Origin of the sequence: Burkholderia sp. Bp8963 (genome assembly GCF_003854275.1) — a bacterium.
Lineage (GTDB): Bacteria > Pseudomonadota > Gammaproteobacteria > Burkholderiales > Burkholderiaceae > Burkholderia.
Map to the genome: position 1 here is coordinate 23,439 of NZ_QTQP01000009.1, position 22,167 is coordinate 45,605.

Genomic DNA, 22,167 nt, shown 5'->3' on the forward strand with positions numbered 1-22,167 from the left:
TCGTAGCCACGCTCAACGGTCGCGCGGCGGGCCGAAGCGGTCGAGCACCGCTGTCAGCAGGTCGACCGGCAGCGGAAACACGATCGTCGAGTTCTTGTCGGCAGCGATCGTCGTCAGCGTCTGCAGATAGCGCAGCTGCATCGCCTGCGGCTGCTGCGCGAGCCGTTGCGCCGCTTGCAGCAGCTTCTCCGACGCCTGCAGCTCGCCTTCCGCGTGGATCACCTTCGCGCGCCGCTCGCGTTCGGCTTCCGCCTGCCGCGCGATCGCGCGCACCATCGTCTCGTTCAGGTCGACGTGCTTGATCTCGACCGTCGACACCTTGATGCCCCACGCGTCGGTCTGCGCGTCGAGCGTTTTCTGGATATCGGCGTTCAGTTGCTCGCGTTCGGCGAGCAGCGCGTCCAGCTCGTGCTTGCCGAGCACCGCGCGCAGCGTGGTCTGCGCGAGCTGGCTCGTCGCCTCGAAGAAGCGCGCGACCTGGATCACGGCCTTCTCCGGATCGACGACGCGGAAATACACGACCGCATTCACCTTCACCGACACGTTGTCGCGCGTGATCACGTCCTGCGCGGGCACGTCGAACACGACGGTGCGCAGGTCGATCCGCACGACCTGCTGGACGATCGGGATGATCAGCACGAGGCCCGGGCCCTTGACCTTCCAGAAACGCCCGAGCATGAACACGACGCCGCGCTCGTATTCGCGAAAGATACGGATCGACGACGCGACGAGCAGCACCGCGAAGACGATCAGGAGGCTGCTGAAGCCGAACGTGTAGCCGATCATGGTTGTTCTCCTTTGTTGTGCCGAGCTGGCGCTTCAGCGTTTGCCCGGATCCCATGCTTCGCGGCCGGCCGGCGTTGGCGCATCAGCGCCTGCTCCGGTCCCTTGCGGGGCAGCCGGCGTGTCATAAAGCGGGGCGACGGTGAGCATCAGCCCGTGACGGCCCGTGACGCGCACCCTGCAGCCCGCGGCGAGCGGCGCATTGCACGCGACGCGCCAGCGCTCGCCGTGCACGCGCGCCCAGCCGGCGGCGGACGGCGCCGGGCCGGCGGCTGTCTGCGGCTGGTCGGGCCGCAAGCCGTCGTCGAGCACTTCGCCGATGCTGCCGACGATCGCTTCGGCGCCGCTCACGACCGGCCGGTGCCGCGCGCGCAGCGCCACGGTCGACACGCCCGCGACGAGCAGCCCGCCGCCGAGCGCGAGGCTCGTGATCACCTGCCACGGAATGCCGTAGCCCGGCACGTCGGTATCGATCAGCATCAGCGCACCGATCGAGAACGACGCGATGCCGCCGAAGCCGAGCACGCCGAAGGTCGGCAGGAACGCCTCGGCGATCAGGCACGCGAGCCCGACCAGCACCAGCGCGAGGCCGGCATAGTTGACCGGCAGAAGCTGCATCGCGAACAGGCCGATCAGCAGGCAGATCGTGCCGACCACGCCCGGCAGCACGAAGCCCGGGTTCGCGAATTCGAAGAACAGGCCGTAGATGCCGATCGTCAGCAGGATCAGCGCGACGTTCGGATCGGTGATGATCGCGAGGAAGCGGCTGCGCCAGTCCGGCTCGACGACGAGGAGCGGCGCCTGCGCGGTCGCGAGCTTGTGCGCGCCGGCCGTGGTCGATACGGTGCGGCCGTCGACCTGCCGTGCGAGGTCGGCCGCATCCTGCGCGACCAGGTCGACGACGTGTTGCGTGCGCGCTTCCTCGGCGGACAGGCTCACCGCTTCGCGCACCGCGCGCTCGCCCCATGCGGCGTTGCGCCCGCGCAGTTGCGCGAGGCCGCGGATGTACGCGGACGCGTCCTGCATCGCCTTGCGGATTTCGGTCGACGCGGTGTCGCTCGGCAACACGCTCGACGCGGCCGATGCGCCGGATGGCGAAGGCGGGCTGCCGCCCGGCGCGCTGCCGCCGATACCGATCTGCACCGGCGACGCCGCGCCGAGGTTGGTGCCCGGCGCCATCGCCGCGATGTGGCTCGCGTAGACGATATAGGTGCCCGCGCTCGCCGCGCGCGCGCCGCTCGGGCCGACGAACGCGGCGACCGGCACCGGCGAGCCGAGGATCGCCTTGATGATCTGCCGCATCGACGAGTCGAGGCCGCCCGGCGTGTCGAGCTGCAGGATCGCGAGCGGCGCATGCTCGCTCTCCGCGCGTTTCAGCGAACGGACGATGAAATCGGCACTGGCCGGCCCGATCGCGCCGCTGATCGGAATCACGACGACGGGCGGCTTGGGCTTGGCAGAGGGGGCAGCGGCAGGCGGCGCGGCGGCGGCCGCGGCCGCGCACACGACGAGCAGCGCCGCAAACAGGGCGGCGCGAGCGATCCGCGCGGACAACGGGTGGTGCGCGTGATGGTCCGGCGCGTCGGGAGCCGGGAACGGCGATGGACGATGAAAGCGCATCGGGACGTCCGGGCGCCGCGTGGATGCGCGCTGTCCGGCCCGCAGGAAGGGCGCTAGCCCGATGTTTAAAGATTAGGCGGTTTCTGCGGAAACGGCGATCCGGTACGGGTTTGCAGCACCTCGTCGCGAAACTCGGCCGGGCTGCGGCCGCTCCACTTGCGGAACGCGCGGTAGAACGCGCTCGGCTCCGCGAAGCCGGCCGCCGCGGCGACGTCGGCGATCGTGCGCGACGGATCGGCGAGCGCCTCGAACGCGAGATCGCGGCGCAGCGTGTCCTTGATCGACTGGTACGCGTGGCCTTCCTGATGCAGCTTGCGGCGCAGCGTCGCCTCGGCCACGTGCAGCCGCGCGGCCATGCCCGACGCACCGGGCCACGCGGCGGGCGGCATGCCGCGCAGCACCGTGCGCACGCGCTGCGCGAGCGCGTTCGGGTTGCGGTACTTGACGATGAAGCTGGCCGGCGCGTTGCGCAGGAACGTCTTCAGCGTCTTCGCGTTCTGCACGACCGGCAGCGTCGCGAATTCGGGATCGAAATCGACATACGAATCGAGCTGGTTGAAGCGCATGTCGTCGCAGAACATCGACGGGTATTCGTGCTCGGCAGGCGGCGTGTCGCAGCGGAAGCTCGCGTGCAGGAGCGGGATGCGCCGGCCGATCAGCCAGCAGGTAAGCCCGTAGACGATGATGAAATAGGTCGCGTACGTGAACATCGCGGGCGTCGCGCCGTTGTTGCGGTGCACGAAGCGCAGCCGCACGCGCTGCGGATTCGCGTCGAGCTCCGCGTGCAGGTCGTCGAGCACACAGTGCATGAAATTCACCGCACGTGCCATCGCGTGCAGCCCGTCGCGCGCGGTGAGCGCCGCCTGGCTCATCGCGATGAAGCTGCCGCTGCGCATCGGGTGGCGGTCCTGGCCGAAGAATTCGTCGTCGAGCGTCCGCGCGATCGCGTTCCACAGCGCGCCGTACTGCTGCGCGGACACCCGCGCGCGCGGCTGCTCGAGCAGCGCGGGCGCGATGCCGGCCTGGGCGAGCAGCGGCTCGGCGGCGACGCCGTGCCGCGTCGCGAGCGCGACACTGTATGCGACGAGGCTGATCGCGATGGTTCCCTTTTCTTTGGCTCCCTTCTCTTCCTGCTTCATCGGCGGTGTGCTATGGCAAAAACGCTCAGTGTAATTGAGCGGGGCGAGCATCGAACAGTTGCGCACGCTTGCCTACACTTGTTTCATCCAAACACTTTGCGGCCGCGCCACGCGTGCCGCCGGGAGACAGCAGCGCCATGGACGAGCTTTACACCGAAGACCAGCGGATGATCCGCGACGCCGCGCGCGCTTTTGCCACCGAAGTGCTGGCGCCGCACGCCGCGCAGTGGGATCACGACGCGCACCTGCCGGACGAGGTCGTCGCGCAGCTCGGCGAGCTTGGCCTGCTCGGGATGATCGTGCCGCAGGAGCTCGGCGGTTCGTATACCGACTACGTCGCGTACGCGCTCGCGATGGAGGAGGTCGCCGCCGGCGACGCCGCGTGCGCGACGATGATGAGCGTGCACAACTCGGTCGGCTGCGGGCCGATCCTCGGTTTCGGCACACCCGCGCAAAAGGAGCGCTGGCTCGGCGACATGGCGGCCGGCCGCACGATCGGCGCATTCTGCCTGACCGAGCCGCAGGCCGGCTCGGAAGCGCACAACCTGCGCACCCGCGCGGAACTGCGTGACGGCAAATGGGTGCTGAACGGCGCGAAGCAGTTCGTGACCAACGGCCAGCGCGCCGGCATCGCGATCGTTTTTGCCATCACGGATCCGGACGCCGGCAAGCGCGGCATCTCCGCGTTCCTCGTGCCGACCGACACGCCGGGCTTCATCGTCGGCAAGCCGGAGAAGAAGATGGGCATCCGCGCATCGGATACCTGCCCGATCACGTTCGAGAACTGCGCGATTCCCGAGGAGAACCTGCTCGGCAATCGCGGTGAAGGGTTGAAGATCGCGCTGTCGAACCTCGAAGGCGGCCGGATCGGGATCGCCGCGCAGGCGCTCGGCATCGCGCGTGCCGCGTTCGACAAGGCGCGCCGCTATGCGGGCGAGCGCGTGCAGTTCGGCAAGCCGCTCGCCGAGCATCAGGCGATCCAGCAGAAGCTCGCGGACATGGCCACGCAGATCAACGCCGCGCGCCTGCTCGTGCACCATGCGGCGAAGCTGCGCACGGCCGGCCTGCCGTGCCTGTCGGAAGCGTCGCAGGCGAAGCTGTTCGCGTCGGAGATGGCCGAGCGCGTATGCTCGGATGCGATCCAGATTCATGGCGGTTACGGCTATCTCGCCGATTACGAAGTCGAGCGTCACTATCGCGACGCGCGCATCACGCAGATCTACGAGGGGACCAGCGAAGTGCAACGGATGGTGATCGCGCGGCAGCTTTGAGCCGCGACGGTTGCCACGGCAGCAGGCAATGGGCACGAGGGCAGCGCGGCGAACGCGGCACGCAACGACGTGACCGTGCGCCGTACGACATGGAACCGGAGCAAGCGCTAAAGCGCTAACTCTGATCGACCGCGAAGCATGGGGCCGGAGTAAGCGCTGAAGCGCTAACTCCGGCCGACAGGAGACATGACGATGACGGTACAGGCTTTCCTGGACGCACGCGACTTTCTGCTGCGCCATCGCACCGACTACGAAACCGCTTACCGCGATTTCCAGTGGCCGGCCCTCGACACGTTCAATTGGACGCTCGACTACTTCGACGTGATGGCGCGCGGCAACGACAAGCCTGCGCTATGGATCGTCGACGCGGCGACGGCGCAAGGCGACCCGTATTCGTTCGCGCAGATGTCCGAGCGTTCGTCGCGGATCGCGAACTGGCTGCGCAGCATCGGCGTCGTGCGCGGCGACCGGATCCTGCTGATGCTGCCGAACCGCGTCGAGCTGTGGGACGCGATGCTCGCCGCGATGAAGCTCGGCGCGATCGTGTTGCCCGCAACGACGCAGCTCTCCGCCGACGACGTGCGCGACCGCGTGCAGATCGGTGGCGCAACCTACGCGATCGTCGACGAGAACGAAACCGCGAAGTTCGAGCAGCCTGGCCTCGACCTCAAGCAGAAGATCGTCGCCGGTGCCGCATCGACGATCCCCGGCGCGGGCTGGCTCGCGATGAACGACGGCTATACGGCACCCGCCGCATTCACGCCGGACGGCGTCACGCACGCGGACGATCCGATGCTGCTGTATTTCACGTCGGGCACGACGTCGAAGCCCAAGCTCGTCGAACATACGCACCGCACCTATCCGGTCGGCCACCTGTCGACGATGTACTGGGTCGGCCTGCAGCCGGGCGACATCCACTGGAACATCAGCTCGCCGGGCTGGGCGAAGCACGCATGGAGCTGCTTCTTCGCGCCGTGGAATGCGCAGGCGTGCGTGTTCGCGTTCAACTACGCGCGCTTCGAGCCGAAGGTCGTGCTCGATGCGCTCGTCAAATACCAGGTGACGACGCTGTGCGCGCCGCCGACCGTCTGGCGCATGCTCGTGCAGCAGCCGCTCGCGTCGTTCGACGTGAAGCTGCGCGAGATCGTCGGCGCGGGCGAGCCGCTGAACCCCGAGGTCATCGAGCGCGTGAAGAAGGCGTGGGGCATCACGATCCGCGACGGCTACGGCCAGACCGAAACGACGTGCCTGATCGGCAATTCGCCGGGCCAGCCGGTCGTCGCAGGTTCGATGGGCCGCCCGCTGCCCGGCTACCGGATCGCGTTGCTCGACCCGGACGGCGTGCCCGTCAGCGAAGGCGAGGTCGCGCTGCCGATCGGCCCCGACGTGCCGCGCCCGGTCGGCCTGATGAACGGCTATGCGAACAACCCCGACGCGACGGCCCACGCGATGCGCGACGGCCACTACCGCACGTCGGACATCGCGATGCGCGGCGACGACGGCTACTACGTGTACATCGGCCGCGCGGACGACGTGTTCAAGTCGTCCGACTACCGGCTGAGCCCGTTCGAACTCGAAAGCGTGCTGATCGAGCACCCGGCGATCGCCGAGGCGGCCGTCGTGCCGAGCCCGGACCCCGTGCGGCTCGCGGTGCCGAAAACCTTCGTCACGCTGCGCCAGGGCTACGAGGCAAGCCCGGCGCTCGCGCTCGAGATCTTCCGCTTCTCGCGCGAGAAGCTCGCGCCGTACAAGCGCATCCGCCGCCTGCAGTTCGCGGACCTGCCGAAGACGATCTCCGGCAAGATCCGCCGCGTCGAGCTGCGCCGCCGCGAGATCGAGCGCGGCGACGACACGAGCGCGCGGATGCCCGGCGAATACTGGGAAGAGGATTTCGCCGCCGAACTGAAATGACCCGACAGCGGGCCGCGCATCCCGCGCTGCCCGCCGATGCATTGAACCGGCCGCCGGTGTGCCGTGGCGCACGGCGGCGCTCCCAAGGAGATTGAAGCGATGAACGCGAATCCGACGTCCCAAGCGGGACAAGACGTGCCGACGGTCAAGCTGCTGATCGACGGCGAATTCGTCGAGTCCGCCACCCGTGAGTGGCGCGACATCGTCAACCCGGCGACGCAGCAGGTGCTCGCGCGCGTGCCGTTCGCGACGGTCGCCGAGGTCGACGCGGCCGTGCAGGCCGCGCACGCCGCGTTCGCGTCGTGGAAGAACACGCCGATCGCCGCGCGCATGCGCATCATGCTGAAGTTCCAGGATCTCGTGCGCACGCACCAGCAGCGCATCGCGAAGACGCTGACCGCCGAGCAGGGCAAGACGCTGCCCGACGCCGAAGGCGACATCTTCCGCGGGCTCGAGGTGGTCGAGCATGCGTGCTCGGTCGGCACGCTGCAGCTCGGCGAGTTCGCGGAGAACGTCGCGGGCGGCGTCGACACGTACACGCTGCGCCAGCCGCTCGGCGTGTGCGCGGGCATCACGCCGTTCAACTTCCCGGCGATGATCCCGCTGTGGATGTTCCCGATGGCGATCGTATGCGGCAACACGTTCGTGCTGAAGCCGTCGGAACAGGATCCGCTGTCGACGATGGAGCTCGTCGAGCTCGCGGTCGAGGCCGGCATTCCGAAAGGCGTGCTGAACGTCGTGCACGGCGGCAAGGAAGTCGTCGACGCGATCTGCACGCATCCGCTCGTGAAGGCGATCTCGTTCGTCGGCTCGACCGCGGTCGGCACGCACGTGTATCAGCTTGGCAGTGCGAACGGCAAGCGCGTGCAGGCGATGATGGGCGCGAAGAACCACGCGGTGGTGCTGCCCGACGCGAACCGCGAGCAGACGATCAACGCGCTCGTCGGCGCCGGGTTCGGCGCGGCGGGGCAGCGCTGCATGGCGACGTCGGTCGCGGTGCTCGTTGGCGAGGCGCGCGACTGGCTGCCCGATCTCGTCGCGAAGGCGAAGCTGCTGAAAGTCAACGCGGGCGCGGAAGCCGGCACCGACGTCGGCCCGGTCGTGTCGAAGACCGCGAAGGAACGCATCCTGTCGCTGATCGAAGCGGGCGTGAAGGAAGGCGCGAAGCTCGAACTCGACGGCCGCGGCGTGACGGTGCCCGGCTACGAGAGCGGCAACTTCGTCGGCCCGACGATCTTCTCCGGCGTGAAGACCGACATGTCGATCTACACGCACGAGATCTTCGGCCCGGTGCTCGTCGTGCTCGAGGCCAACTCGCTCGACGATGCGATCGCGCTCGTCAACGCGAACCCGTTCGGTAACGGCGTCGGCCTGTTCACGCAGAGCGGCGCGGCCGCGCGCAAGTTTCAGAGCGAGATCGACATCGGCCAGGTCGGCATCAACATCCCGATTCCGGTGCCGGTGCCGTACTTCAGCTTCACGGGCTCGCGCGGCTCGAAGCTCGGCGATCTCGGCCCGTATGGCAAGCAGGTCGTGCAGTTCTATACGCAGACCAAGACGGTCACCGCGCGCTGGTTCGACGACGAAGCGACGGCCGGCCCGGTGAATACGACGATTCGTCTGCATTGACAGTGACAGGGAGGCAGTGATGAAGATCGGTTTTATCGGCCTCGGCCACATGGGCGCGCCGATGGCGCTGAACCTGCTGAAGGCCGGCCACGAAGTGCACGCATTCGACCTCAGCGCCGACGCGCTGCGCGCGCTGCAGGACGCGGGCGCGCAGGTGGCCGGCTCGCCGCGCGACGCGACGGCCGGCGCGGAATTCGTGATCACGATGCTGCCCGCCGCGCCGCACGTGCGCTCGGTGCTGACCGGCGAGAGCGGCGTGCTGGCCGGGCTCGGCGCGGGTGCGACGGTGATCGATTCGAGCACGATCGACCCGGCGAGCGCGCAGGCGTTCGGCGCGCTCGTGCGCGAGCACGGCGGCGCGTTCGTCGATGCGCCGGTGTCGGGCGGCACGGGCGGCGCGGCGGCCGGCACGCTGACCTTCATGGTCGGCGGCAGCGACGCGGATTTCGAGCGCGTGAAGCCCGTCCTTTCGGGGATGGGCAAGAACATCGTCCATTGCGGCGCGACCGGGATGGGGCAGGTCGCGAAGGTCTGCAACAACCTCGTGCTCGGCATCTCGATGGCAGCCGTGTCGGAAGCGATGTCGCTCGGCGTCGCGCTCGGCATCGACCCGAAGGTGCTCGCGGGCATCGTCAACACGTCGACGGGCCGCTGCTGGAGTTCGGATACCTACAACCCGTATCCGGGCGTGATCGAGACCGCGCCGTCGTCGCGCGGCTACACGGGCGGCTTCGGCACCGACCTGATGCTGAAGGATCTCGGCCTCGCGAACGACGCGGCGAAGCAGGCGCGCCAGCCCGTCTATCTCGGCGCGCTCGCGCAGCAGCTGTACCAGACGATGAGCAGCCGCGGCGACGGGCAGCTCGATTTCTCGGCGGTGATCCGCCTCTACCAACCGGCAACGAAGAAGGACGCGTGATGATCGAACTGGACTACGTCGACGATGGCGCGATTGCGTGCGTGACGCTCAAGCGCCCGCCCGCGAATGCATTCTCGCCTGACGGTCTGCTGCAGTTGCAGCAGACCGTCGCCGAACTGGATGCCGACCCGCGCGTCCGTGCGCTCGTCATCACCGGCGACGGCCCGAAGTTCTTCAGCGCGGGCGCGGACCTGAAAACGTTCGCCGACGGCGATCGCGCGGTCGCGCGCGACATGGCATCGCGTTTCGGCGCGGCATTCGAGGCGCTTTCCGACGCGCGCTTCGTGACGATCGCGGCGATCAACGGCTACGCAATGGGTGGCGGGCTCGAATGCGCGCTCGCGTGCGACCTGCGGATCGCGGAGACGCACGCGCAGATGGCGCTGCCCGAGCCGTCGGTCGGGCTGCTGCCGTGCGGGCTCGGTACGCAGACGCTGCCGTGGCTCGTCGGCGAAGGTTGGGCAAAGAAGATCATTCTCGCCGGCACGCGTGTCGACGCGGCGACCGCACTCAGGATCGGCCTCGTCGAGGACGTCGTCGACACCGGCGCGGCGCGCGACGCGGCGCTCGCGCTCGCGCGCAACGTCGCACGGCAGAGCCCGCACGCGGTCGCGTACAGCAAGGAGCTGATCGGCCTTGCGCGGCACGGCGTGCCGCGCAGCGCGGCACTTGCCGTCGAGCGCGAGCGCTTCGTCGACCTGTTCGACACGAACGATCCGCGCGAAGGCGTCGCCGCATTTCTCGGCAAGCGCGCGCCGCAATGGCATGACGAAGGAGAGCAGGAACGATGAGCACGCCGGTCACGACTCACGACGCATCCGCGCAAGCCGCACCGGACGTGCTGTTCCGCGTGCTGAACCGCGTCGCGCTGATCACGCTGAACCGTCCGGCCGCGCTCAATGCGCTGTCGCACGGGATGGTGTGCGAGCTGGCGGCGCTGCTGGAGCGCTGCCGCACCGACGACCAGATCGTCGCGGTCGTGCTGCGCGGCGCGGGCGAGAAGGGCTTCTGCGCGGGCGGCGACGTGCGCGCGCTGTACCGGATGGCGTCGCAGCGCGACACGTGGCTGCCGTTCTTCGTCGACGAATACCGGCTCGACTACGCGATTCATACGTTTCCGAAACCGGTCGTCGCGCTGATGGACGGCGTGACGATGGGCGGCGGCATGGGGCTTGCGCAGGGGGCTACGCTGCGCGTCGCCACCGAGCGCAGCAAGATCGCGATGCCGGAGACGCGCATCGGCCTGTTGCCGGACGTCGGCGCGACGCATTTCCTCGCCCGCATGCCCGTCGAGCTGGAGCTGTACGTCGGCCTGACGGGGGCGATGCTGTCCGGCGCGGATGCGCTCACGGCGAAGCTCGCGGACCTGTGCGTGCCGTCGTCATGGCTCGACACGTTCGAGACGCGCATCGAGAGCGTGAAATGGGGCGACGACGTGCCGGCCGCGCTGCGCAAGGTGTTCGAGCCGCCGTGCAATGTCGTGCCGCATGCGGTGCTCGATACGCAGATGCCGTGGATCGTCCGCCATTTCGACAAGCGTTCTACGGTCGAGCGGATCGTCGCGACGCTCGCGCAGGATCTCGCGCGCGACGAGCTGTCGCGCGAGCACCGGCAGTGGCTGCAGGCGACGCTCGACGCGCTGCGCGGCCATTCGCCGACGATGCTCGCGGTGACGCGCGAGGCGCTGCTGCGCGGCCGTCAGATGACGCTCGCCGAATCGTTCCGGATGGAGCTCGGGATCGTCGCGCGCGCGATCGAGGACGGCGATTTTTGCGAAGGCGTGCGCGCGCACCTCGTCGACAAGGATCGCAAGCCGCGCTGGGCGCCCGCGTCGCTCGTCGAGCTGCGCGCCGAACGCGTGCGGCATTTCCTCACGTCGCCGTGGAAGCTGTTCGCGCATCCGCTCGCCGATCTCGGCGCGGCGTGATTGCCGCGTGATGGCCATGTAATGGCCCGACGCGCCCGTGCGGCGCGTCGGCTTCAACCTGCCTTCTGGTTGTTTGCGGGCTCCGGGCGCTCGATCATCGGCGGAATCGCCTGTGCGAGCGCGTCGATCACGCAGCGGGTCTTGCGCGGCAGGTAGCGCGTCTTCGGCCAGATCGCGTGAATGTCGCCTTCGCAGACGAAGCAGCGATCCAGCACGACCACCATCTCCCCGCGCTTCACGTAATGGTCGAGCAGCCAGCTCGGCACCCACGCAATCCCGAACCCCGACGCGCCGGCCGCGGCGATCGCCTGCACGTCGTCGAAACTCAGTTGATGCGGCATGTCGATCCGCACCGTCGAGCCGTCCGGCGCGCGCAGGTCCCATGGCTGCACCACGCCCGAACGCGAATAGGCGATCGTCCGATGGTGCTTCAGGTCGTCGAGCGTCTTGGGCATCCCGTAGCGCGCGAGATACGACGGCGCCGCGCCGAGGCTGCCGTATTGCGTGCCGAGCCGCCGCGCCGCGAGGCTCGTGCTGTCCGCGAGCGCGCCGATCCGCACCGCGAGGTCGATCCCTTCCTCGACGAGATCGACGAAACGGTCGGTGATCGACACGTCGATCCGCAGGTGCGGGTAAGTGCGCGCAAGGTCGAGCACGATCGGCGTCACGCAGTGATGCCCGAACGCGAGCGGCACGCTCAGCCGCAGCTTGCCGCGCGCCTCGTTGCGGCCGCAGTCGAGATCGGCTTCCGCCGCTTCCATTTCCGCCAGCGCGCGTACGCAGCGGTCGTAGTACGCCTGGCCGTCGTCGGTCAGGCTCTGGCTGCGCGTCGTGCGCTGCAGCAGCCGCGCGCCGAGCCGCTTCTCGAGCCGCGCGATCGCCTTGCCGACCGCCGAACGCGTCATGTCGAGCCGTTCCGCGGCCAGCGCGAAACTGCCCGATTCGACCACCTGCACGAACGTCGATACGCCGTCGAGTTTGTCGGTCATTGCGGGTATCGCCTATTGGTTCCTTGAATTCCCGAGTCATGAGAATCCGGTGACTCAATCGGGAACGAAATTCTCAATATAGTACCGATTCCTGTTCATCGCGTGCGACGCCACGGCCGCGCGCAGCGAACGCCTTCTTGGACCCTGGAGGTGCGCGCCGTCCGGCTGCCGGGCGGCGCCGCGAAATCGATGACGCTATCCGATACCCGACGAAATGCGGTCGCGCTCGCGGCCGTCTGCCTGACTTCGCTGATGTTCGGCCTCGAGATCTCGAGCGTGCCGGTGATCCTGCCGACGCTCGAGCACGTGCTGCATGGCGACTTCAACGGCATGCAATGGATCATGAATGCGTACACGATCGCCTGCACGACCGTGCTGATGGCGGCCGGCACGCTCGCGGACCGCTTCGGCCGCAAGCGCGTGTATGTCGCGGGCACCGTGCTGTTCGGCGCGACGTCGCTGTTGTGCGGGTTCGCGCCGGACGTGCCGGTGCTCGTCGCGGGCCGGCTGCTGCAGGGCGCGAGCGGCGGTGCGATGCTGATCTGCCAGATCGCGGTGCTGTCGCACCAGTTTCGCGAAGGGCGCGAGCGCGGCCGCGCGTTCGGCATTTGGGGGATCGTGTTCGGGATCGGGCTCGGTTTCGGGCCGATCGTCGGCGGCGCGATCGTCGCGGTCGCGAGCTGGCCGTGGGTGTTCCTCGTTCATGTGCCGCTCGCGGCCGTCGCGCTCGCGCTGATCGGCGGCGCGGTGCGGGAGTCGCGCGATCCGCACGCGGGCTCGCTCGACGTCGCGGGCATCGTCACGCTGTCGCTCGCGGTGCTCGGTCTCGCGTTCTACATCACGCAGGGCGCCGAGCTCGGCCTGACGAGCGCCGCCGGGCTCGGCGTGCTCGGCGCGACGGTGCTCGCGCTTGCCGCATTCATTGTTGCCGAGCGCCGCAGTGCGCACCCGATGTTCGATTTCTCGGTGTTCCGGATCCGTGCGTTCACGGGTGCGATCTTCGGCTCGATGGGGATGAACTTCAGTTTCTGGCCGTTCATGATCTACCTGCCGATTTTCTTCCAGGTCGCGCTCGGCTACGACAGCGTGACGGCAGGCCTCGCGTTGCTCGCGTATACGCTGCCGACGCTGATCGCGCCGCCGTTCGGCGAGCGTCTCGCGATGCGCCACGGGCCGGGCGTCGTGATTCCGGGCGGGCTGTTCACGATCGCGGCGGGCTTCGCGCTGATGCGGGTCGGCAGCGCGGCCGAGCATGCCGACTGGCTGACGATGCTGCCCGGCTGTGTGGTCGCGGGCATCGGGCTCGGGCTCACGAACACGCCGGTCACCAACACGACGACGGGCGCGGTGCCGAGCGCGCGCGCCGGGATGGCGTCGGGCATCGACATGAGCGCACGGATGATTTCGCTTGCGCTGAACATCGCGATGATGGGCTTCGTGCTGGTCGCGGGGATCGTCGCAAGCCTGAAGGCGGGTGTGGCGGGCGTGGTTGGCGATGCAGCGCTGCGCGCGCTCGCGCAGCAAATCGCGGCGGGGCGCGTCGACGGGCTGCGCGCGCTGGCGCCGGAGCTCGCGCGCGCGGACCCGACCGGCGCGGCCTTGCATGCGGCGCTCATGCACGGGTTCGGTTGGGTGATGGTGTACGGCGCGGCGGGTGTGGCGGTGCTGGCGACGGCAAGCGCGCTGGCGTTCGCGCCGGCGCGGCGCGGGCAGGCCGTCGCGGAATGATGGGGCAGGCGCGGGCGGCGTGGCCGTTCGCACGCCGCCGGCTTACGCGTCCCGCGCGGCGGCGTCCCTCCGCTTTCTCGTATCCGCATCGACGATCGCGCGGATCGCGCTGAACAGTGGGCTCGCGTTCGTGTATTGCCGGCCGTAGCCGAGATTGAACGCGTAGTCGAAGTCCGGCGGATTGTCGCCCTCGCTGTGCTGCAGGATCGTTTCGAGCTTGTCGAGCGCCTTCACAGCCTGCGCTTCCGGTGTCGCGGCCTGTTCGTATTCATCCCACAGCGACACGATCTCGTCACGCAGCGCGGCGTCGAGGCCGGCCGTCAGCGTCAGCAGGTCGTCGCGTTCGTGTGCGCTCTTGTCCGGATGCGCGGCCTGCTCGATCGCGGGGATGTCGCCGTGCAGCGCTTCGCCGAGGTCGTGGACGACGCACAGCTTCAGCACTTTCAGCGGATCGGCGCCGGGCAGCGCATCGGCGAACACGAGTGCCATCAGGCACAGCCGCCAGCTATGCTCGGCGGTGCTTTCCGGGCGCCCGTTCGACGTATGGCCACTGCGCAGCACGTCCTTCAGGCGTTCCGCTTCGCGCAGGAAATCGAGCCGCGCGTGGATCGTATCGAGGTTCATCCGTTGGTTTTCCGTCTGCGCGGTCAAGGTGGCTTTCGCCCTCGGGGCAACGATTCTGGCGCAATTGCCGGATGTTGTCGAAGGGGATACGCGTTCGGCACCGCCGCCGTGTGTCGCGCCGCGCGCCGCAAAGTGCCGGCGCGAAGCGGCGGGTGCGCGTTGCGCAGCGGTGCAGCCGCGTGTCGTCCCATGACGCGCAATCCGTCACTGAGTGTCACCGGCAGACGTTGGAATCGGCACGCGGCTGCTGCTGCTCACGCCCGAGCTGTGGGTTGCCGCGCAGATCCGCAAGCGCGCGGTGACGATGGCGTGGACGCCGGGGCTCACACTCGATTACGCGCGCGCGCTCAGCATGCTCGCCGATCCTCGGCCGTTTGCGTGGTGGAAGGTCGCGCGCTCGGCGGTGAAGGGGATCATCGCGTCGCGCCGCGCGTGGCGCGAGCAGGACAGCGCCGCGCTGTCGTCGGGCGGTTCGCGCACGGCGTCGGCCGAGTAGCGTCGGCGGGGCATTCGTAGCTTGCGACGTTGCGTGCCGACCATGCGAGACCGACCGGCCGGTCGGCTCGCCGCGCTTCCCGCGTCGTCAGAAAATCGACCGCTCCGAATACGTCGTCAGCCACTCCAGCGCCAGCTGGCCCGCGAGCGAGTTGCCGTTCGCGTCGAGCCCCGGCGCCCACACGCACACGGCCATCTCGCCCGGCAGCACCGCAACGATGCCGCCGCCAACGCCGCTCTTCGCGGGCAGGCCGACGCGGTACACGAAGTCGCCGGCCGCGTCGTAGGTGCCGCAGGTCAGCATCAGCGCGGACAGCCGTTTCGCGGAACTCGAATCGACGATGCGCTCGCCCGTGACGGGCGCGACGCCGCCGTTCGCGAGGAACAGCGCGGCCTGCGCGAGCTCGACGCAGTTCATCGTGATCGCGCACTGTCGGCAATACGCATCGACGACGGTTTCCGGCGGCATCTGCATGTTGCCGAAGCTCGCCATGAAATGCGCCATCGCGCGGTTGCGCTCCGCATGCTGAAGCTCGGACAGCGCGACGCGCGAATCGTAATCGATGTCGGTCGCGCCGATCAGCCGCCGCACGAATTCGACGAGCGCGGTCTCGGCCTTCACGAAGCGGCGGCACAGCACGTCGGTCACGACGAGCGCGCCGGCATTGATGAACGGATTGCGCGGCTTGCCGCGCTCGCTTTCGAGCTGCACGAGCGAGTTGAACGCGGTGCCCGACGGCTCGCGTCCGACCCGCTCCCACAGCGCGTCGCCGAGCATCTGGAATGCGAGCGTGCACGCGAACAGCTTGGAGATGCTCTGGATCGAGAAGCGCTCTTGGGCGTCGCCGACCGTGTAAACGTTTCCGTCGAGCGTCACGACCGCCATGCCGAACTTGTCGGCGGGCACTTTCGCAAGCTCGGGGATGTAGTCGGCGACGCGGCCCTGGCCGATCCAGGGGGCGAGTTCGGTGTGGATGCGTTCGAGGATCGGTTGATAATTCATGAGGTCAGGCGAGGGCGCGCGGCGCCCGGATTTCGGCGAGCCCGTATGGAACCGTCTCGGCGCGAATTCGTCAAGCACCGCGCGTGCAACCCGGCCTTCGCACCCCCATTTTCGAGATGAGAACGTCAGCGATCGTCAGGCGCAGTATCATGCGATACGTTTCGGCCGACGAGACCACCCCGGCGCAGGCCGGCTGCGTCGCCGCTTTCCGTACGATTCAACCGTTTGCCCATGTCCTTCCGGATCCTGCTCGTCGAAGACGACACCCGCTTGTCCGCGCTGATCGCCGGCTACCTGCGCAAGAACGACTACGAAGTCGACACCGTGCTGCATGGCGATGCCGCCGTGCCGGCGATCCTGTCCATGCGCCCGGATCTCGTCATTCTCGACGTGAACCTGCCGGGCAAGGACGGTTTCGAGATCTGCCGCGAGGCGCGCAGGCAGTACGACGGCGTGATCATCATGGTGACGGCGCGCGACGAGCCGTTCGACGAACTGCTCGGCCTCGAGATCGGTGCCGACGACTACGTGCGCAAGCCGGTCGAGCCGCGCATCCTGCTCGCGCGGATCAAGGCGCAGCTGCGCCGCACGCCCGCGCGCGGCACCGACCCGTCGGCCGCGCAGCCCGAGCGCTTCGCGTTCGGCAAGTTCACGATCGACCGCACCGATCGCACCGTCGTGTTGCCCGACGGCAGCGCGCCGGACCTGACCTCGGCCGAGTTCGACCTGCTGTGGGCGCTCGTCAGCCACGCGGGCGAAGTCGTCAGCCGCGACGACCTGATGCTGCAGCTACGCGGCGTCGAATTCGACGGGCTTGACCGCACGATCGACGGCCGCATCTCCAAGCTGCGCCGCAAACTGCGCGACGACGCGAGCAACCCGCAGCGGATCAAGACGATCCGCAGCAAGGGCTACCAGTTCAGCAAGCATGCGTGGGAATGACGTGCCCCGTCTGTCGCCGCTGCGCTACGTCAAGTGGCGCTGGCTGCATTTCCGCCGCTCGTGGACGGATACGCGCGCGGACCGGATCCCGAGCTGGTCGCGCCTCTATTTGCGCACCTACCTGCAGTTGCTCGGCCTCGTGCTGCTGACGGCGCTCGTGCCGGCCCTCGCGCTCGCCGTCGTGCTGTCGCCGCAAGTGGTGTGGCACGCGTTCGATGCGTTGCCGGGCGATATCTGGCTCGTCGTCGCGTTCGTGGTGTCCTTGCCGGCGCTCGCCGCGTACCGCTGGATGCGGCCCGTATGGTCGGATCTCGTGATGGTGCGCGAGCGCGCAATCGACTTCACCGGCGGGCGTTTCAATACGCGCGCGCGCGAATCGCACAGCGTGATCATCGGCCCGCTTGCGCGCACGCTGAACGCGCTCGCGATGCGCATGGAGCGGCTGATCGCCGCGCAGCGCGACCTCACGAACGGCATCTCGCATGAATTGCGCACGCCGCTCGCGCGCGTGCGCTTCGCGCTCGAGATCCTGCGCGAGCCCGGTTCGGCGGCCGAATACGAAGCCGCGCTCGACGGCATCGCGCAGGATGTGACCGAGCTCGACGAGCTGATCGACATGAGCCTCACGTACGCGCGGCTCGAATACAGCTCGCTGCAGTCGAACCTCGAGCCGACCGCGCTCGCCGCGTGGTTCGAGCATCAGGTCAGCGACGCCGCGCTGCTGTATCCGGAGAAATCGATCGACACGCGCATCGCGATCGCGACCGACGTGCGCGTGAAGATGGACCGGCGGCTGATGTCGTATGCGATGCGTAATCTGCTGCGCAACGCGAGCAAGTACGCGCGCTCGCAGATCGCGGCCGGCATCGCGATCGGGCACGGCAACATCTGCATCTACGTCGAGGACGACGGCCCCGGCGTGCCCGAGCACGAACGCGAGCGGATCTTCGACGCGTTCGTGCGGCTCGACCGCCGCACGGGCGGCTACGGGCTCGGCCTCGCGATCACGCGCCAGGTGCTGCATGCGCACAACGGGCGGATCGCGGTCGCCGATCCGGCCGCGCTCGGCGGCGCACGCTTCGAGATCAGCTGGCCGGTGTAGCGATCTGCTTGCGCCGTGCTCAATACGTGCGGCCGAGCTGGAAATACAGGTTGCGCCGCCCGCCCGGCGCGAGCGCGATACCGACGTAGAGTGGGCCGAACGACGTCGTCAGGCTGGTGAAGAACGAATAGCTCTGCTTGAGCGGCCCGGAGGTGACGTCGCTGTCGAGCGACCAGACGTTGCCGAGTTCCGCGCTCGCGCCGACGAACAGTGCCTTGACGGGCGACGCGTTGAACGTCATCAGCTGGTTCATGTACGTGACCTGCCCGTAGACGAGCGCGTTGCCGTTGAGCTGGTCCGCGGCATACGCGGCCAGATGCTGGAAGCCGCCGAGCGTGAAGTCCAGCAGGTTGACGGGGCTCACGCCGCCGAAGCTCTTGCCGGCCTCGATGCTCGCATTGATGCTGTGGCGTCCGAACTGCTGCGCGACCATCGCCTTGCCGAACAATTCGGTGTACTGCCGCTGCTCGCTCGACACGAGCGACCGCTCGGCCCGCACTTCGCCGAAGTAGCCCTTGCGCGGGAACAGCGGGTCGTCGAGCTGGTCGATCACGAGCCGCGCGCGCGCGCTGAGCTGCCGGCCGTTCGTGCCGCTGAACAGGAACTCGGTCGGCTGGCCGTCCGGCCCGATCGCGATCGGCACGTTGTAGTCCGGCGACGCATAGCCGTGCGCATACGCGAGACCGATGCGGAAATCACCGAGGCGCCGGATCGGCACGCCGAAATCGAAGCCGACGCGTTCGGTCTGCAGCCGGAACTGCGTGAGCTTGACGTCGTCGGCGTAGGCGTTCGCGAAGCGCCGCTCGTATTCCGCATACGGCGCGAAATAAAGCCCGGTGCCGGTCGACAGCGGCTGGCGCAGCTCGACGCGCACCGCCTGGCGATCGCTGCCGAGCGTCGTGTCGGCGCGGAATTCGAGGCCCGAGTCGGTGAGCCACGGCCGCCGGTAGCCGAGGTGCAGCCGGAAGCCGCCTTCATCGGTGGAACTGCTCGACATCCCGAGCCCGAACAGCAGGAAGTTCGGACCCCAGTATTTCTCGCGCGCGTCGATCACGAGCCGGTTCTCGTCGTCATGGCTCACGACCTGCTGCGTGACGCTCTCGAAATTGCCGCTCGTCGACAGCGCGAGCAGGTCCTGGCTCACGGCCTTCGGATCGTAGAGGTCGCCGGGCTTCACGCGCAGCGCGTCGAAGACGACCCGCTTCGGCACGCCGCCGTTCGTGCGCACGTCGATGCCGGTGATCCGGATCGGCTGCGGCAGCGGCTGCGTGTGCGCGGACCGGTACGCCGCGTATTGCTCGGGCGTGAGCGCGAAGTGTTGCAACTGCGGCAGCGCGGCTTTCGCGGCGGCCTCGCCTGCGGCGATCGCCTGGCTCGCGTTCTGGAAATCGGTAAACGACAACGCGCCGAGCTCGGGCTTGAGCAGCACGTCCTGCCCGGTGATCTGCTTGTGCTGCGACGCGACGTTCTGGCGGATCAGGATGCCGATCATCTGCTGCATCACGTCGGCCGGCGACGCGAGCGCGTCGAGCGGGCGCAGCGGCGAGCCGATGTCGACCGCGATCACGACGTTCGCGCCCATCGCGCGCGCGGTGTCGACCGGGAGGTTGCTGACGAGGCCGCCGTCCACCAGCGCGCGGCCGTTGATCTCGGCGGGCGCGAACAGGCCGGGCATCGCCATGCTCGCGCGGATCGCGAGCGGCAGCGAACCATGGTCGAGCACGACCATCTGCCCGGTCTGCAGGTCGGTCGCGATTGCGCGGTACGGGATCGGCAGCCGGTCGAACGCCTGGTTGATCGGCACGGCGGCGGTCCAGTCCGCGAGCAGCGCCTGCAGCCGGTTGCCCTGCACGAGGCCCGCCGGCGCCTTCACGCCTTTCGTGCCGAAGCCGAGCGTCAGGCCGCTCGCGTACAGGCGCTCGTCCTCGCGGCGGCTCTGCGGGAGGTCCGCGCGCTCGGTGACGTCGAACGCGACGTCGGCGAGATTGACCTGCGACAGGCGCTTCTGAATTTCGTCGGCGGCCATGCCGCTCGCGAACAGGCCGCCGACCACCGCGCCCATGCTGGTGCCGGCGATGCAGTCGACCGGGATGCGGTTTTCCTCGAGCACCTTCAGCACGCCGAGGTGCGCGTAGCCGCGCGCGCCGCCGCCGGACAGCACGAGCCCGACCGCCGGCCTGCCGGGCGGGCCGCCGTCGGGTGTGCAGGCATGCGAAGCAAGTGCCGGTGCGGCGGACACGTCGGTCGGGGCCGACGGGGCGGTCATATCGGCCGCCGGTGCGGATTGCGCGGCGGCGGCGCAGCACCAGACGGCGACGAGCATCGGACAAAGGCGGCGCAACCGCTGCCAGCGGTGAGAATCGGGCGCTGTCATCGTGGTTATCTGGCGGGATCGGGCGTCGACAGCCTGCCGGGAGCAGTCAAAAAGCAGGCAAAACCGAGAGATTAACGTGTTTTGCGCGGGCGACGCGAGACGCGGACGCGCATCTGCGGGCGGAAATGCGACGCTTTCGGTCACTTCGTCGCGAAAAAATCACGGGGATTATCTAAAGTATCGGCATCAATTGCCGCTATGCCGGAATATGCCGGCACGCGCCGTGCGCTGCCGGACTGTACCGGAAGCGCGCGGGGCGGCACCCGAGGTGTTCCTCCCGTTCGTTCGTAAAGGCCTGATCATGTCGCACCCGCTGTTCGGAAAGATGTTTGCGCAATCCGTTGCAATGGATCCCGGAACGGCGAGCACGCGCATCTACACGCCCGAGCGCGGCGTCGTGCTGAACCAGCCGTCGGTCATCTGCTTTCGCAAGCGCGACGGCGCCGCGGCACGTCCGACGCTCGAGGCGGTCGGCGAGCGCGCGAAGGCGCTGCTCGGCCGCGCGCCCGGGCATATCGAGGCGGTGCGGCCGCTGCAGCACGGCGTGATCGCGGATGCGCACGCGGCCGAGCAGATGATCCGCCAGTTCATCGACATGTCGCGCACGCGGACGCGCTTTGGCCGGCGCGTCGACGTGACGCTGTGCGTGCCGTCCGGGGCGACCGCGGTCGAGCGCCGCGCGATCCGCGATGCCGCGTACGCAGCCGGCGCGTGGAAGGTCGAGCTGATCGAGGAATCGCTGGCTGCCGGGCTTGGCGCGGGCCTGCCGGTGACCGAAGCGGTCGGCTCGCTCGTCGTCGACATCGGCGGCGGCACGACCGAAGTCGCGGTGATCGCGCTCGGCGGGATCGTCTATCGCGAGGCGATCCGCGTTGGCGGCGACCAGTTCGACGCGGCGATCGTCAACTACGTGCGCAACCTGTACGGCGTGCTGCTCGGCGACCAGACCGCCGAGCATGTGAAGAAGACGATCGGCTCGGCGACCTCCGCGGTGCCGCGCGAGTCGATGCGCGCGGTCGGCCGCGGCGTCCAGGACGGGCTGCCGCGCACGATCGAGCTGTCGAATCACGATGTCGCGGAAGCGCTGGCCGGCCTGCTGAAGCAGGTGACCGGCGCGGTGAAATCGGTGCTCGAGAACGCGCCGGCCGAGCTCGTCACCGACATCGCGCATCACGGCGCGGTGCTGACGGGCGGCGGCGCGTTGCTCGCGCATCTCGGGCGCTTGCTGCTCGACGAAACCGGGCTGACGGTGCGGATCGCCGACGAGCCGGCAACCTGCGCGGTGCGCGGGGCCGGCGCGGCGATGGGGCGGCTCGCGATGTGCGCGCCCGATTGACGGCTGCGTGGCCGCGTCGGCGGACTCGGGTTTGCAGTCGTACACTTTTCTGATGGCGATGTGTCGCGCCGGTCATCGGCACGTTGCGCAGGCACGCAGCGTGCCGGCGCTTCGCGAAGGCCGGCTCCGGGAATGAACGTTCAGACCGCGGGAACGTGCGTGGCGGGCCGCGCTGCAGCGGCGCACATCACTTGTTCCCCGGGATAACCGACAACGCTGGCTCGTCAATCCTTCAATCCCGTGAACCGGGCCACGCGTGACGCCGCCGGGTCGACACGGTTTCGTCAGACGTGCTAGCGTACCTGCCGCGCGGCAACGGATCCGGGAGGCCAGGAACAATTGAGAAGGAATACCAAGCGGGGCGTCGTCGCCCGG

General features: G+C 68.7%; 17 protein-coding genes and 1 pseudogene. 11 read left to right on the plus strand and 7 right to left on the minus strand.

What is annotated here, in order from left to right; all coding sequences use genetic code 11:
* Positions 1-12: 12 nt before the first annotated feature.
* From DID96_RS09750 to DID96_RS09760, 3 genes are all read right to left on the minus strand, one after another.
* Positions 13-786, minus strand: coding sequence for a slipin family protein (locus DID96_RS09750; protein WP_124599150.1), 774 nt, complete (start codon positions 784-786; stop codon positions 13-15).
* Between the two features lie 33 nt (positions 787-819).
* Complete coding sequence (locus tag DID96_RS09755) at positions 820-2,403, minus strand: nodulation protein NfeD (protein WP_124599151.1); 1,584 nt, start codon at positions 2,401-2,403, stop codon at positions 820-822.
* A 65-nt stretch (positions 2,404-2,468) separates the two neighbouring features.
* Positions 2,469-3,542, minus strand: coding sequence for an AraC family transcriptional regulator (locus DID96_RS09760; protein ID WP_185732211.1), 1,074 nt, complete (start codon positions 3,540-3,542; stop codon positions 2,469-2,471).
* Positions 3,543-3,679: 137 nt separating this feature from the next.
* Here DID96_RS09760 and DID96_RS09765 point away from each other — a divergent pair, with 137 nt between their 5' ends.
* From DID96_RS09765 to DID96_RS09790, 6 genes are all read left to right on the plus strand, one after another.
* Positions 3,680-4,813 carry an acyl-CoA dehydrogenase family protein gene (locus DID96_RS09765; RefSeq protein WP_124599153.1) on the plus strand — a complete coding sequence of 378 codons (1,134 nt, stop codon included), beginning with the start codon at positions 3,680-3,682 and terminating at the stop codon, positions 4,811-4,813.
* A 192-nt stretch (positions 4,814-5,005) separates the two neighbouring features.
* Positions 5,006-6,724: an AMP-binding protein gene (locus DID96_RS09770; protein ID WP_124599154.1), complete on the plus strand. Its 1,719-nt coding sequence runs from the start codon at positions 5,006-5,008 to the stop codon at positions 6,722-6,724.
* A gap of 99 nt (positions 6,725-6,823) precedes the next feature.
* Positions 6,824-8,353, plus strand: a complete 1,530-nt coding sequence (locus DID96_RS09775; protein ID WP_124599155.1) for a CoA-acylating methylmalonate-semialdehyde dehydrogenase — start codon at positions 6,824-6,826, stop codon at positions 8,351-8,353.
* A gap of 19 nt (positions 8,354-8,372) precedes the next feature.
* Positions 8,373-9,272: a 3-hydroxyisobutyrate dehydrogenase gene (gene mmsB, locus DID96_RS09780; RefSeq protein WP_124599156.1), complete on the plus strand. Its 900-nt coding sequence runs from the start codon at positions 8,373-8,375 to the stop codon at positions 9,270-9,272.
* Positions 9,272-10,063 carry an enoyl-CoA hydratase gene (locus tag DID96_RS09785; protein ID WP_124599157.1) on the plus strand — a complete coding sequence of 264 codons (792 nt, stop codon included), beginning with the start codon at positions 9,272-9,274 and terminating at the stop codon, positions 10,061-10,063. The genes mmsB and DID96_RS09785 overlap by 1 nt, the downstream gene beginning before the upstream one ends.
* A complete protein-coding gene (locus tag DID96_RS09790) occupies positions 10,060-11,199 on the plus strand; it encodes an enoyl-CoA hydratase/isomerase family protein (RefSeq protein ID WP_124599158.1) in 1,140 nt (379 codons plus the stop codon). Before DID96_RS09785 ends, DID96_RS09790 begins: the two co-directional genes overlap by 4 nt.
* A gap of 53 nt (positions 11,200-11,252) precedes the next feature.
* Here the strand turns inward: DID96_RS09790 and DID96_RS09795 are convergent, their stop codons facing one another.
* A complete protein-coding gene (locus DID96_RS09795) occupies positions 11,253-12,188 on the minus strand; it encodes a LysR family transcriptional regulator (protein WP_124599159.1) in 936 nt (311 codons plus the stop codon).
* Positions 12,189-12,377: 189 nt separating this feature from the next.
* Here DID96_RS09795 and DID96_RS09800 point away from each other — a divergent pair, with 189 nt between their 5' ends.
* On the plus strand, positions 12,378-13,916 hold the full coding sequence (locus DID96_RS09800; RefSeq protein ID WP_124599160.1) for an MFS transporter: 1,539 nt from the start codon (positions 12,378-12,380) through the stop codon (positions 13,914-13,916).
* 42 nt (positions 13,917-13,958) lie between these two features.
* On the opposite strand, the gene DID96_RS09805 is transcribed toward DID96_RS09800, so the two are convergent.
* Positions 13,959-14,540 carry an HD family hydrolase gene (locus tag DID96_RS09805; RefSeq protein WP_124599161.1) on the minus strand — a complete coding sequence of 194 codons (582 nt, stop codon included), beginning with the start codon at positions 14,538-14,540 and terminating at the stop codon, positions 13,959-13,961.
* A 247-nt stretch (positions 14,541-14,787) separates the two neighbouring features.
* On the opposite strand from DID96_RS09805, the pseudogene DID96_RS09810 reads away from it, so the two are divergent.
* Positions 14,788-15,036: pseudogene (locus DID96_RS09810) on the plus strand (DUF308 domain-containing protein); the annotation flags it as partial.
* 87 nt (positions 15,037-15,123) lie between these two features.
* On the opposite strand, the gene DID96_RS09815 reads toward DID96_RS09810, so the two are convergent.
* Entirely contained in the window at positions 15,124-16,038 is a 915-nt protein-coding gene (locus tag DID96_RS09815) for a glutaminase (RefSeq protein WP_124599162.1), read from the minus strand.
* 231 nt (positions 16,039-16,269) lie between these two features.
* Here DID96_RS09815 and DID96_RS09820 point away from each other — a divergent pair, with 231 nt between their 5' ends.
* Positions 16,270-16,980: a response regulator gene (locus DID96_RS09820; protein ID WP_124599163.1), complete on the plus strand. Its 711-nt coding sequence runs from the start codon at positions 16,270-16,272 to the stop codon at positions 16,978-16,980.
* Complete coding sequence (locus tag DID96_RS09825; protein WP_124599164.1) at positions 16,967-18,082, plus strand: ATP-binding protein; 1,116 nt, start codon at positions 16,967-16,969, stop codon at positions 18,080-18,082. Before DID96_RS09820 ends, DID96_RS09825 begins: the two co-directional genes overlap by 14 nt.
* A 19-nt stretch (positions 18,083-18,101) precedes the next feature.
* Here the strand turns inward: DID96_RS09825 and DID96_RS09830 are convergent, their stop codons facing one another.
* Positions 18,102-20,456 carry a patatin-like phospholipase family protein gene (locus tag DID96_RS09830; RefSeq protein ID WP_185732212.1) on the minus strand — a complete coding sequence of 785 codons (2,355 nt, stop codon included), beginning with the start codon at positions 20,454-20,456 and terminating at the stop codon, positions 18,102-18,104.
* A 301-nt stretch (positions 20,457-20,757) separates the two neighbouring features.
* On the opposite strand from DID96_RS09830, the gene DID96_RS09835 reads away from it, so the two are divergent.
* Positions 20,758-21,792 carry a rod shape-determining protein gene (locus DID96_RS09835; protein WP_124599165.1) on the plus strand — a complete coding sequence of 345 codons (1,035 nt, stop codon included), beginning with the start codon at positions 20,758-20,760 and terminating at the stop codon, positions 21,790-21,792.
* The last annotated feature ends 375 nt before the right edge of the window (positions 21,793-22,167 follow it).

Bases quoted from the DNA above. Each gene is read 5' to 3' on its own strand.
- DID96_RS09750 (WP_124599150.1), bottom strand. From the start codon at position 786: ATGATCGGCTACACGTTCGGCTTCAGCAGCCTCCTGATCGTCTTCGCG.
- DID96_RS09755 (WP_124599151.1), bottom strand. From the start codon at position 2,403: ATGCGCTTTCATCGTCCATCGCCGTTCCCGGCTCCCGACGCGCCGGAC.
- DID96_RS09760 (WP_185732211.1), bottom strand. From the start codon at position 3,542: ATGAAGCAGGAAGAGAAGGGAGCCAAAGAAAAGGGAACCATCGCGATC.
- DID96_RS09765 (WP_124599153.1), top strand. From the start codon at position 3,680: ATGGACGAGCTTTACACCGAAGACCAGCGGATGATCCGCGACGCCGCG.
- DID96_RS09770 (WP_124599154.1), top strand. From the start codon at position 5,006: ATGACGGTACAGGCTTTCCTGGACGCACGCGACTTTCTGCTGCGCCAT.
- DID96_RS09775 (WP_124599155.1), top strand. From the start codon at position 6,824: ATGAACGCGAATCCGACGTCCCAAGCGGGACAAGACGTGCCGACGGTC.
- mmsB (WP_124599156.1), top strand. From the start codon at position 8,373: ATGAAGATCGGTTTTATCGGCCTCGGCCACATGGGCGCGCCGATGGCG.
- DID96_RS09785 (WP_124599157.1), top strand. From the start codon at position 9,272: ATGATCGAACTGGACTACGTCGACGATGGCGCGATTGCGTGCGTGACG.
- DID96_RS09790 (WP_124599158.1), top strand. From the start codon at position 10,060: ATGAGCACGCCGGTCACGACTCACGACGCATCCGCGCAAGCCGCACCG.
- DID96_RS09795 (WP_124599159.1), bottom strand. From the start codon at position 12,188: ATGACCGACAAACTCGACGGCGTATCGACGTTCGTGCAGGTGGTCGAA.
- DID96_RS09800 (WP_124599160.1), top strand. From the start codon at position 12,378: ATGACGCTATCCGATACCCGACGAAATGCGGTCGCGCTCGCGGCCGTC.
- DID96_RS09805 (WP_124599161.1), bottom strand. From the start codon at position 14,540: ATGAACCTCGATACGATCCACGCGCGGCTCGATTTCCTGCGCGAAGCG.
- DID96_RS09815 (WP_124599162.1), bottom strand. From the start codon at position 16,038: ATGAATTATCAACCGATCCTCGAACGCATCCACACCGAACTCGCCCCC.
- DID96_RS09820 (WP_124599163.1), top strand. From the start codon at position 16,270: ATGTCCTTCCGGATCCTGCTCGTCGAAGACGACACCCGCTTGTCCGCG.
- DID96_RS09825 (WP_124599164.1), top strand. From the start codon at position 16,967: ATGCGTGGGAATGACGTGCCCCGTCTGTCGCCGCTGCGCTACGTCAAG.
- DID96_RS09830 (WP_185732212.1), bottom strand. From the start codon at position 20,456: ATGACAGCGCCCGATTCTCACCGCTGGCAGCGGTTGCGCCGCCTTTGT.
- DID96_RS09835 (WP_124599165.1), top strand. From the start codon at position 20,758: ATGTCGCACCCGCTGTTCGGAAAGATGTTTGCGCAATCCGTTGCAATG.